The sequence below is a fragment of the Adlercreutzia sp. ZJ304 genome (assembly GCF_011039075.1).
Taxonomy (GTDB): domain Bacteria; phylum Actinomycetota; class Coriobacteriia; order Coriobacteriales; family Eggerthellaceae; genus Adlercreutzia_A.
Genome location: NZ_JAAKEG010000006.1, coordinates 30,379 through 42,272 on the forward strand (window position 1 = coordinate 30,379; position 11,894 = coordinate 42,272).

General features: G+C 48.6%; 11 protein-coding genes and 1 pseudogene. 4 read left to right on the plus strand and 8 right to left on the minus strand.

Features of this window, described 5'->3' with window-relative positions; all coding sequences use genetic code 11:
* Window positions 1-146: 146 nt before the first annotated feature.
* Window positions 147-1,910, plus strand: coding sequence for an MFS transporter (locus G7Y46_RS04400; RefSeq protein ID WP_165252758.1), 1,764 nt, complete (start codon window positions 147-149; stop codon window positions 1,908-1,910).
* Between the two features lie 129 nt (window positions 1,911-2,039).
* Here G7Y46_RS04400 and G7Y46_RS04405 read toward each other — a convergent pair whose 3' ends face one another.
* On the minus strand, window positions 2,040-2,693 hold the full coding sequence (locus G7Y46_RS04405; protein WP_165062358.1) for a hypothetical protein: 654 nt from the start codon (window positions 2,691-2,693) through the stop codon (window positions 2,040-2,042).
* A 112-nt stretch (window positions 2,694-2,805) separates the two neighbouring features.
* Here G7Y46_RS04405 and nagA point away from each other — a divergent pair, with 112 nt between their 5' ends.
* Entirely contained in the window at window positions 2,806-3,960 is a 1,155-nt protein-coding gene (nagA, locus tag G7Y46_RS04410; protein WP_165252760.1) for an N-acetylglucosamine-6-phosphate deacetylase, read from the plus strand.
* Window positions 3,961-4,265: 305 nt separating this feature from the next.
* Here nagA and G7Y46_RS04415 read toward each other — a convergent pair whose 3' ends face one another.
* The 7 genes from G7Y46_RS04415 to coaD form a co-directional block, all read right to left on the minus strand.
* The gene (locus tag G7Y46_RS04415) at window positions 4,266-5,192 is read right to left on the minus strand and encodes a pyridoxal kinase (RefSeq protein WP_165252762.1); all 927 of its coding nucleotides are present in this window, start codon (window positions 5,190-5,192) and stop codon (window positions 4,266-4,268) included.
* Between the two features lie 11 nt (window positions 5,193-5,203).
* On the minus strand, window positions 5,204-5,431 hold the full coding sequence (locus G7Y46_RS04420) for a DUF6724 family protein (RefSeq protein WP_241156012.1): 228 nt from the start codon (window positions 5,429-5,431) through the stop codon (window positions 5,204-5,206).
* Between the two features lie 21 nt (window positions 5,432-5,452).
* Window positions 5,453-6,100, minus strand: a complete 648-nt coding sequence (locus G7Y46_RS04425) for a hypothetical protein (RefSeq protein WP_165252764.1) — start codon at window positions 6,098-6,100, stop codon at window positions 5,453-5,455.
* Window positions 6,101-6,157: 57 nt separating this feature from the next.
* The gene (locus tag G7Y46_RS04430; RefSeq protein WP_241157049.1) at window positions 6,158-7,525 is read right to left on the minus strand and encodes a histidine kinase; all 1,368 of its coding nucleotides are present in this window, start codon (window positions 7,523-7,525) and stop codon (window positions 6,158-6,160) included.
* 14 nt (window positions 7,526-7,539) lie between these two features.
* Window positions 7,540-8,439 (minus strand): sulfite exporter TauE/SafE family protein, encoded by a 900-nt coding sequence (locus G7Y46_RS04435; protein ID WP_165252766.1) that lies wholly within the window; start codon window positions 8,437-8,439, stop codon window positions 7,540-7,542.
* A gap of 33 nt (window positions 8,440-8,472) precedes the next feature.
* Complete coding sequence (locus G7Y46_RS04440) at window positions 8,473-9,744, minus strand: glycosyltransferase (RefSeq protein WP_346773615.1); 1,272 nt, start codon at window positions 9,742-9,744, stop codon at window positions 8,473-8,475.
* 74 nt (window positions 9,745-9,818) lie between these two features.
* The gene (gene coaD / locus G7Y46_RS04445) at window positions 9,819-10,307 is read right to left on the minus strand and encodes a pantetheine-phosphate adenylyltransferase (RefSeq protein ID WP_165062353.1); all 489 of its coding nucleotides are present in this window, start codon (window positions 10,305-10,307) and stop codon (window positions 9,819-9,821) included.
* 103 nt (window positions 10,308-10,410) lie between these two features.
* Here coaD and G7Y46_RS09135 point away from each other — a divergent pair.
* Both G7Y46_RS09135 and hypD read left to right on the plus strand, forming a co-directional pair.
* Window positions 10,411-10,641: pseudogene (locus G7Y46_RS09135) on the plus strand (HypC/HybG/HupF family hydrogenase formation chaperone); the annotation flags it as partial.
* 130 nt (window positions 10,642-10,771) lie between these two features.
* A complete protein-coding gene (gene hypD, locus G7Y46_RS04455; RefSeq protein ID WP_165252772.1) occupies window positions 10,772-11,866 on the plus strand; it encodes a hydrogenase formation protein HypD in 1,095 nt (364 codons plus the stop codon).
* Window positions 11,867-11,894: the final 28 nt, after the last annotated feature.

Sequence of the window (11,894 nt, forward strand, 5' to 3'; positions counted from 1 at the left end):
AGATATTTGAGGCACACGTAATCCTTACTATGAACACGTCACATTCCGGTCTTGCTACTGCGTTTGGACAATCCCATTCATTTTCTAGGCAGCGTTGCCTTAATCCATCGGGCACGCTTGCAAATTCACTCATCTAGGGGGTATTGATGGACGGTAAAGAGTTCACAGTATCTGAAGTTATTGACCGTGCTGGTATTTCCACTCACACATGGATTGTGTTTGTTCTTCTAGCATTCGCCATGATCTTTGACGGTTATGACTTCATGATCGTAAATTCAACTAACACTTATGTTGCACCTACATTCTTTGCAGAGCAGATCGCTTCTGGTCAGCCTATTGCCGCACTTACCGGCTCTCTGACCACTTGGGGCTTGCTAGGCATGGTTCTTGGCGGCGCAGTCGGCGGCATAATGTCCGACGCTATTGGTCGTAAGAAGACTCTAACTATCGCAGTTATCTTCTATGGTCTATTCACGCTGCCTCAGGCATTTGCGCCCGACTACACGTTCTTCTGCGCATTCCGCCTGATCGCCGGCTTTGGCGTAGGTTCCTGCATCCCGGTTGTAACCACCGTGTTCTCCGAGAGCATGCCTTCTAAGCAGCGCGGCATCTTCGTTACTATCGGCATGGCTGGCATGGTTGCTGGCTGGGTTATCGCCGGTCTGATTGCTGCACCTGTATGCTCTAACCCTGTTTCTATGATTCCGGGTCTTACCGACGGCACCATCACACTTGCTAATGGCACCGAGGCTAACCAGAACTGGCGTCTTTGCTACCTGATTGGCGCTCTACCGGTTGCATATGGCATCGTGCTGTTCTTCTGCATGCATGAAACTCCGCACTGGTATGCCAACCATGGCATGAAAGACAAGGCTTGCGCACGTCTTACTCAGATCGTGTCTGCCACCCGTCACGTTGACGTAGAGTTCGATCCCAACCTGCTGATCGTTCCTCCGAAGCCTGCTAAGAGCGGTCCTGCAGTTCTGTTCTCCAGCAAATTCATTGTTGCTACTTGCGCTGTATGGTCTGCATACTTCGTTGGACAGTTCTGCGTTTATGGCATGAACGCTTGGATCCCCACTTGGTTCCAAGGCAATGGCTTCACCGCTGCTGAGTCGGTTACTCTGCAAACTTGGAACAATGTTGCTGCTATCGCTTCGAATGTTGTTTGCGGCTTCATCTCTGACGGCATTGGTCGTAAGCGCGCACTATGGATCGGCTGGGTAGCATGTATCGTAGCTATCATTGCTTGCTCCGTGTTCGTGCCTATGTTCCCGGGCGAAGCTCCTGTAAATGGCGCACCGCTGGCTGGCGCTGCTGCTGGTAACTTCGTACCTTGCATCTTCCTGATGCTGCTGTTCGGCTTCTGCCTGAACTACGCTATTACTTGCGTACAACCTCTTATGCCTGAGGCATATCCCACCACGCTGCGCAACACTGGTACTTCTTGGTGCCAAGCGTTCGCTCGTTTCGGTGGTTCCGGCTCCTCCATCGTTCTTGGTGCTGCTGCTGGTCTAGCAATGTTCCAGCACGACGTAAACGGCACCATGACCAACAACTGGTCGATGGTTGTTCTTGTTCTTCTGATCCCGTTCGTTCTTGGTCTAGTTTGCACATTGCTGTTTGTTAAGAACACTGGTGGTAAGACCATGGACCAACTGCAGAAGATGCAAGAGGAAAATCCGCTTTCCGAAACTGACGGCAATGCACGCTTCTGGATAATGATCGCTGTGGTTATTATCAACTTCATCGGCTGCATCATTTGCCCGTTGGTTATTCCCGGATTCTCCAAGACTGCTATGGCTCTGCCTATCATGCTTGTTGCTATGCTTCTTCCGTTTATTTACTTCTTCGTTTTCGGTATCCAAGGTCTGTCGAAAGAGAAGGCTGCTGGCGTCGAGAAGATGTAAACAAATTTCAGGAAAGCGATTTGAGCCACTGGTTCAATCTAAACCTAAAAAGAACCCCTCCATCCGGAGGGGTTCTTTTATTGCCTGAATAAACTAGAAAAGGAAAAGAATTCAAAAACCCTTAAGAAACTAAACGTTATCCATCGGACGACCTTGCGGCTTAATAACTTCCACAAGAGGCGAACCTTGACGCTCTAGTTCTAGCACTTGCTCGTAGGTATAGCCTTTATTCTCAAAAACGCGATTCTTCAAGCGCTCCATCCAAGTAGCGCCACGCACTTCCTCGCATTCGCTTAGACCTTTCCACTCCTCTTTAATAAGTATAGCCACAAGCGCAATAACCGCCACACGAAGCTTCGTCAAATCGGGCACATGTATTTCGTAGCAAAGCCCCTTATTTTTGAACAGGCGCTCCTTCACATGCACATCTTTTTTGTTGTAGCTAGTCTTTGTCTCGCAAACGAAGTCGAACGGCGGCTCGGCAGCCGAACCGTATAAATCCCACAGCATTCCCTCAATGTAGTAATGCTTAAATAGCACATAGGGATGCATTATGTATTCGTAGCGCTCAAGACGCAGAAAGTAATTCAAGCAGCGGTTATCCGGGCGAATTAGCCCGTTTTCGCCACCCATACGCCCTATAACAGATACTTTATCTTTCTCGCTTTTCCAGCCATTTTTATTTTCAAACCTATAAAACCTCTCGCCATCTTCATACCATGTGTCGAAATCTTCATGGCGTGCAATAGCGTCTTTCTGCAAATAAATCTTGTTAAATTTCAAAAGACTACCCCCGACCGTTACGAAAAATCTTATCTATTATTTTACAGTGAAACATGAACGTACAAGCCGTAATATGAACCAAACAAATTTTTTGAAGCGAATAGGAGATGACATGAGCAACACCGCACAAACCGCAACAGCTATCTCCGCTATAAAAGGCGGCTTAATATTTACCGGATCTGACTTTACCAATAAAGATGTATACATTGAAAACGACCACTTTACAGAGAGCAACAACTCTGCCGGCGAAGCCATAGACGCAAGCGGCTGCTATGTTATTCCCGGTCTGATAGATTTGCACTTTCATGGAAGCGCTGGTGGCGATATAAGCGATGGCAGCCTTGAAGGACTACACAAAATGGGTGCCTACGAAGCCTCGCGCGGAGTATGCGCAATGTGCCCCGCAACCATGACTTTGTCTGAGGCGCAACTAGCAGATGCCGCGAAAGCCGCCGTCGAATATACACCTTCGCCATTCGAAGCCGACTTGGTAGGCATAAATATGGAAGGTCCTTTCATATCGCCCAGCAAAGTTGGTGCTCAAAACCCCCAACACGTGCGAAATGCTGGTGTAGAGGAATTTCAACGTTTGCAAAAGGCGGCGGGCGGATTAATTAAGTTGGTGGACATAGCTCCGGAAGAACCCGGCGCTGATGCCTTTATAGAAACCCTAAAAGACGATGTACGAATATCAGTCGCACACACCTGCACCGACTACGACACAGCAGCACACGCATTCGATTTAGGTGCAAAACATATAACGCACCTGTATAACGCAATGGATCCTATGCACCACAGAAAGCCCGGTCCTATTCCTGCCGCTGCCGAACGCGACAACATAACTGCCGAAATAATAGCCGACGGCGTGCATATTCATCCATCTATGGTGCGCTTAGCATTCAACATGTTTGGCGACGATCGCATGATACTAATAAGCGATACGCTGCGTGCAGCAGGCTTAGGCGATGGTGTATACGACCTAGGCGGACAAGATGTAACAGTAAAAGGATACGAAGCGCGAATAGATAACGGTGCGCTGGCTGGCTCGGTAAGCGATCTTATGCGTTGCTTCTATGTAGCCGTGCACGACATGAACATACCACTGGTAAGTGCCGTTAAAGCAGCCAGCGTAAACCCTGCACGCGTCCTAAATATAGAAGAAAGTTACGGCAGCTTAGAGCCAAACCACGTAGCTAACGCTGTGTTATTAGATAAGGAAACCCTAGAGGTAAAGCAAGTAATTTTGCGCGGTAACGCCATTCTGTAGAAAAGAAGTGCGCAGAACACTTTTTACGAAAAAATGGTCAAAACTTCCGACTTTCCACGATGGAAAAGGGCAAACAACCCCTATTGGTGCATAGGTGGAAGCTGTTTGCCCAGTGTTCTCCACAATTCAGACTGGTCATGCGGCAATCCGACCATGGAAAGTCGGAAGTTTTGACCATTTTTCTGACTTTTTTAGACCAAGAAGCCCGAACCACTCTATTTCTTCGGCGAGAAAATAGAGTGGCAACAGCGGCAACAACTGTAGTTGCTACGAACAAGATGCCGAACCGAGAGCGGCATACAGACTTAACTCAATAGCTCGGTAACTTCACCAAGAATAAGCTCGAAACTTACACCGCGATCGCGGAAATTTGGCTGCTTGCTTGAAACAATCATCGCGTCATGCACAAAATCGCCAGCAAAAGCTGCCGCCTCAACAAGAGAGCGCCCCGCCATAATTGCACCCAGCACACACGATGCGTACACATCGCCCGTACCATGCAACATATATGGCAAAAATTCGTTAGAAACTTCCACTATTTCTGGCATATCAACGCCACCAACAAAATTGCGGATAGTGTTTTCGCCTTCGCGCTGAATACCTTTCAGTACCACATGTTTTGCACCACGCTCCAGAAGCGCATTCACTAAACGCTTGGCCTCAGCATCGTCTATGTTGGCACCAGCCCATTTATCGCCTATGGGCTCGCCTAATATTATGGCAGCCTCAGTAAGATTCGGTGTAAGTACATCAGCTTCGCATGCTAGCTGCGCCATAGCCTCGCAAAGTTGGGGTGTATACGTAGGATAAACCACCCCATGGTCTGCCATTACCGGGTCTACCATGCGCAATGCTTTGGGGAATTGCTTATACAGCGAACGAATAACTTCAACCTGCTCAGGAGCGCCAAGAAAACCGGAATAAACAGCATCTATCTGCACATCTATGCCGCGCCATGCATCTAAGTAGTCGCTAAGTATGTCGGTAGTATCGTGCATATACCAACCGGGGAAAGCCGTATGCGACGAAAACAAACCCGTAGGAACCGGACACACATCGCACCCTGCAGCCGAAAGCACAGGTATAGCCACCCCAAGCGAACATTTGCCGTAACCGCAAAGGTCGTGTACAGCAGCTATGCGAGGTATATAGTCAGATTCGCGTTTATACAGAAAAACATTATCAGCGGCGCAATTAGCATTTTTGTTTTGACAGCCCAATTCATTCTCCATTAGTTATCTTGTTATCCTTCCTTGCCAGTTTCTTCATCATCGTTTTCGTTCTCGTCGTCTAAAAATGCCCATTCGTCATCTTGTTCAGCTTCATAATTGCGAAAACGCTTGCGGGTTTTAATCTCAAATATAAAACAACAAATTATGCTAATAATTAACCCAGCACCAACCATCACGCCTATACCGGGAATAGTCTCGAATAGAAAATGGTATATCTCTCCGATGTCAATATTTTCCATAAGAACCCTTCGAAACGACTATTAGCGCCTATGCGCATTGCCTGACGAACGACTACGATCTGCCTCTAAGCTTCTTGTATGCTCTTGCACTATGCTTTCAGCCCTACGGCGAACTTGGTCTTGCCTGCGCTCTTCGCGCCGCCGCCTAGTATCATGCTTAATTGATTGACGACCCTGCGGCGCTACAGGCGCGCTGCGCACGGGCGGATTTGCCTCGGACTCGCTAAGCGATACAGGCGCAGACGGTACAGTCTTCGCTGCACTATGAACTTCGTTAGTAGAAGGCTTTGCCTCGCCATATGGAATTACCGGCTGACGCTTTAAGCGGCGCGATTTGGTTTCACGGCTTTCATTTGTTCGCGCCGCAGCAGATTGCTTAGAGGGGCTCACCCGAGATGCAGGCTTTGCAGCTTTCGCCTGCGTCAAATTCGCCGAGCTTATTGGCTCGTCTTCACCTGAATTAATAGGAATCATGTCGCGCTTCGACATGTGCGAAAGATAGTCTTCCACATGCGCTAGGCGCTGCTCCATTATCTCCGCTTTTGCGCGTTCTTTGCTGGCGCGAACGCTAATAACTACCAACCAAATAGCCAAGATTACAATAAGAACCGCCAGAATTCCTACCCCGGCTAGGATAAAAACATTCTGAGACGACAAAAGGTTCGACAAGAGAAATCCTAACTTCGCTTTGCGGTCAAAAATTTCGCGCTGCTACTCGTTTTTTGATTATACATTTTGTAGGCAGTCTGGGAGACGCAAAGTTATTGTTGTGCCGCATCCGGGCTGACTTTCAACCGTCATATTAGCATTTGAACCAAAGAAGCCACGAAGCCGGTCGTGCACATTCTTTGCAGCAATCCCAAGACCGGTTTGCGATTCGGGATGCATTATGCGAGCACGCTCGTTTTCAGTCATGCCTGTGCCGTCGTCAGCCACAACCAGCAATACATCTGAACCCTCGACGCATACACGCAGCGTCACCGTAAGTTTTCCCTCGGCAGGCATTGCGTGCTTCACCGCATTTTCCACTAGAGGCTGCAGCAAAAACGGCGGCACCATTATGCTGCCCCCACGCGGAGAATTCAGAACCTCTGGAACCGACTGACTGCCAGATAAAACTCCAACATAATTTTCCGACTCTAGCACCATTTCCAGACGCTCTTCGCCAAAACGCGCCACCTCAAATGCAAAATAGCGCGCAGTTTGTTGTATCTCGCGCTCTAACGGAATGCGATCTTGCGAATCTTCCAAAGTTGAACGATAGAACACAGCAAACTCGCGCAACAATGTGCGCGCTTTCATCGGATCGGTACGAATAAAAGACGCTATAGTATTTATTGTGTTGAACAGGAAATGCGGGTTTATTTGACTTTGCAGCATTTTTAGTTCCATAGCAGTAGCCAGTTCGCGCTGCGTTTCCATTTCTACTGCCGCAATTTGCGTAGAAATTAATTTGCCAAAACCCTGCGCAATAGATTTCTGCGTTTCTGTAATTTTTTTCGCACTTCCAAAATAAAACTTCAAAGTTCCGCGAATTTCGCGCCCAGCAATAAGCGGCACCAAAATTGCCGCCTTTATATGTGTGGAAGTTTGCGGAAAACCAATCTCTTGCTCCGTGTACATTACGCGCGATTTACCATCGGCAATAGTGTCGTGCGTGGCTTGCGTGCGAATGCGCGCCCCAGCAGGGTTTTCTGCCTCTAAATAGCCAGCATAGCCCTGAATATTTTCGCGATCGGTTATAGCTACAGCTATAGCAGCAGTACTAGGCAACAGTAATTCGCAAATGCTCTGAGCGGCTTTGTCGGTCATGCCATCCTGCATTAAGTCGATCATCTGGCTGGACAGCTGCAACATAGATTCGGTTTGGCGGGCGCGCACGGAATCGGGGTCCATAACCATACGAACTATTACAACTACGCAAAGCGTAAATACGATGCCAGCCACAACCATAATAGACACCATATGGACCTTCGATATTGTTGCCCAGACCATGGCGCATGCAGCCAAAATTGCAACAAGCACCGCTAACATTTCAATACCGCGTGCACTTGGCGTATACCAACGCTTACGTTTCCTATCTAGCGTTTCCATTCAAACCTCTTCTCCTACAATGCGTACAGCTGATCCACCAATAACAAAATAGCAGCCACCATAAGAAAGCCACTAAAAAGAAAACGTAGCGCACGTTCGTGAATGCGATTGATTAAACGGGCACCAATAAAAGCGCCCGGCACAGTGCCAAGAGACACAAGGATTCCCGCTATCCAATTCACATTTCCATAAAACCCTTGCATTATTACGCCGGGAATAGGCAAGATCATAACTGCCAGAAGCGATGTTCCCGAAGTAAGGCGCATCGGCAGCTTCAGCAGCTGCATCAGCATGGGAACCATTAGAAAACCGCCGCCTATGCCCACATAGCCAGAAGCCACACCAGCCACAATACCTATGCACACACCTATTGCCATTTCGCGCGCCGATATTGCAGGGTCGGCAGTAGATTCATCTGCGGCAGATTCAGCGGCAGCAGATTCGCTAGCAGATTCATCCGCAGCAGATTCATCCGCAGCAGATTCGCTATCAGAAGGTGCAGAAATTTTAGCGTCTATTTGCCCCGCCTTAGCAGGCTTCATCTTCCAAGCCTTCTGAAACATCGTTATAGCCGAATACGCTATAACCAAAGTTGCCGCCACCATAATTGCCCAATCGGGCGATATAGCACCAAGCCATACTCCAAGCGGTGAAGTTGCCGCGCCGCCCAGCCCTAGCGCCAATCCTAACTTAGGCACGCACGTTTTATTGCGTATATGAGTAATGCTGCCCGAAATTGCCGTAAGAACTACGGCAAATAACGATGTAGCTGCACACATCGCTGGTGCCATGCCGAACCCCAGCTTAAAAACAGGGATCATTATGGTGCCACCACCTATGCCTAGCATGCCCGAAAGCACACCGATAACAAGCCCAACAATAAGCGAAGCTAGTATGGAAACGGCAGAAATCATCCTAAGCTAATATTCTCACTATCAATGTTTACACTATTCCGCTATATCTAGCCGAATTTCACTGGTTAGTCCCGCATCTATCGGATGTGCTTCGGAAAGCCCGTGCTCTAAACTAGAATTCACCACAGCCGATGTAAGCGTTCGGTCAGAATCTAGCGCACTTATAATGTCGGACCAAATGTATTGGAATTCAAAATACTTGGTGCAATTTTCCTGCGCATAACGTGTAGCTTCGCCTGCCGCCACACGCGCAGCTGCCCTGTAAGCCTTTTTATCAGGTCGTCCAAAACTTCTTAAAATTGCAGTTAGGCGAATGCGCCTGCGCAATCCGTTTTCAAGAAACGGACCCGGATAAGGCAAAAGCGACTGCGCTGTTATTTTTTGTAGGTCAATAAGCGAATTGCTGTATTCCATTTTGTCGTGCTCGTACATCCAGCGGAAAATATCTTGCCGGAAGCGATTACCTTCGCTTTTGCCCGAAGGCGGCAAATGGCGAACTTGCCACTGATTGTCAAACCATATATCGCTACCGTACATGCGAAGGTTTAGCATGTAGTCCAGATCTTCGCCACGCGGAATCCACGGATCGAAGGAAAGCCGCTTGAAAGCCTCCTTATGTATAGCCAAACAGCCACCGCACACATGGTTACTGCGGCTAATGCGCGGTCCTTGCATGGCGCTACGAATCCATTGGTTAAAAACCCTGCCTTGTTGCCAGAAGCGGTTGTACCACTTATCTTCCCACTTCGACAAAAAACTTCCCTGATCGTTTAAGTAATAGCCCGTCTTCGCCAGAATAGGAATGCCCTTTTTTGTAAGCTTACCCAAGCCATACATTGCCTTTTTCAAGAAAGCCGGATCGTCAATTATTTCATCATCGTCAACAAAAACGACAGCATCAAAACCAAGCACATCAGCCAGCACAAGACCGAAATTGCGTATTGCGCCATAACCGCGCAAACCCACTTGCGTTGTTACGCCATCTATTCCCAGCTGATCCATCCGCTGCCTAACAAGCCCCAGTTCAACCGAACCGGCAACAACCACACTTAACTGCGGGTACTGCGCTACCGTATTGTGAACTTTCTTCACTGCATCGGCTTCAATATTGTGGTCTGCTGCCACCAGCACTATAACCACGCCTAAATCTTCCACATTTTGCAACGACTCTAAGCAGCGCCCCAATTCACCGGGCTCGTTTATATCGGTGGTATGGTCGTAGTTAGCCACAACGCCTTTCACTTCACCGCGCCGCCGGCTTGATGTTATAAAAGTTGGCACAATAACTACAGGATTCAGTTTCATATACGCTTTCCTCTTGCATCGGATTGCAGAGTGCACATGTCAATTGTACTCCAGCAACGACAACACTACTGCAACTACTGCACCGCAGAAAATTTCTTGCGCAACGCTTGCTGCACGCATTCGGGTACGAACTGCGCCACATCTCCACCTAGCGATGCCATTTCGCGCACAATGGAAGATGAAAGATACATAAATTCCGGCGGACTCATTATGAATATAGTTTCAAGTTCGTAGTAAAGCTGATTGTTTAGCGCATTCATCTGAAACTCGTACTCAAAGTCGGTTATAGCGCGCAAACCCTTTACGATAACCTTCGCATCGCGTTCACGCGCAAAATCGACCAGCAAATTCGAAAATGGCTCTACCTTAACATTGGGAAGATGACTAGTGGCTTCGCGTACCAGCCGCGTGCGTTCTTCTAAACTGAACAGCGGGTGTTTTCCAGCAGATGCCGCTACCGCCACAATAACCTCATCCATAAGCGATGATGCGCGCGTAATAATATCTAGGTGCCCATGGGTTATAGGATCGAACGTTCCCGGCGTTATTGCGCGACGAGTCATTTAACTTCCTTTCCGACTTATGCCGATTTATAAGCGTAGTCATTCTACCAATTCGGCGATTGAGGCTATCATGTATTAAACAATGAATGCAGGAGGATAGCGTATGTGTCTTGCAATACCGGCAAAAGTTACACGGCTAGATGCAGATAGGTTAGCCGAAGTTGACATACTTGGAGTGCAGCGCCAAATATCGCTCGATCTAACCCCGCAAGCCAATGTGGGAGACTACGTGCTTGTACACGCAGGTTTTGCGATAGAAGTTGTAGACGAGCAATTTGCACAAGAAACAATAGATTTAATTCGCGAATTCCCAGAATTGGCAGCTGAAGATTTAAGCGCGGAAGCATCTGGCGGCATTGGCATTAGCAATGAAGACAACAGCACCGGCACCGTTGTGCACGGCGCAAGTTTGGCTATGGAATTTGCAGCAGAATTCGGCGATGTTCCCAAACGTGGTGAATAACATGGACGATATGCAAACCGAACTAGCAGCATTCAAAGACCCGCAACTTGCACACGGGCTAATTGATGCCATTCGCGAACTAGCGCCAAAAAGCGGCGCAACACTAATGGAAGTGTGCGGCACACACACGGTTTCAATTGCGCGCAATGGCATACGCAATTTGTTGCCAGACGGGGTGAAATTGTCATCTGGTCCGGGATGTCCCGTATGCGTTACGTCAAACCACGATATAGACAAGGTAATAGCGCTGACGCGCGTACCGGGTGCAATAATAGCCACCTTCGGCGACATGACGCGCGTGCCGGGCTCTACAAGCAGCCTTTTAGCCGAACAAGCCGCCGGGCGCGATGTGCGTATAGTGTATTCCCCGCTTGATGCGCTGCGTCTAGCGCAAGAAAACCCAACTTCGCAAGTAATTTTTGTAGGCGTGGGGTTTGAAACCACAACACCGCTAACCGCCATGGCAATAAAGCGCGCAAAGGCTATGGGGCTTCATAACTTTACCGTGTACGGCGCACATAAAAATATGCCCGGAGCGCTAGAAGCCATAGTTGCCGACCCTCAGCTGCACATAGATGCCCTTATTTTGCCGGGACACGTTAGCACCATAATCGGCGCTGAACCGTACAAGTTTTTGGCGCAAAAATATGGAATACCGGGGGTTATAACCGGGTTTGAGCCAAATGACATTCTGCAGGGTATAGCTATGATTGTGCGGCAGCTGTACGAAGGGCGATCTGACATAGAAATAGCTTATGCGCGCGGCGTAATGTCTGAAGGAAATACGGTGGCGCTGGCAGCCATAGATGAAGTGTTTGAAACATGTACCGCAACATGGCGCGGATTAGGACCGATAGATGGCAGCGGCTATAAACTTCGCGACGAATTTGCGGAATTTGATGCTATGCAGCGCTTCCAGCCTGAAGTAGAGCCTACCGTAGAACATGCCGGATGCCGCTGCGGAGACGTGTTGCGTGCGCACATGCGCCCCGACGAATGCCCGCTGTTTCGCAAAGTGTGCACACCGGAAAACCCCATTGGTCCATGCATGGTTAGTAGCGAAGGAAGCTGTGCTGCGTACTATAGATATTACTAGTTGTTAGTGCGAATGAAATACGTCGCCT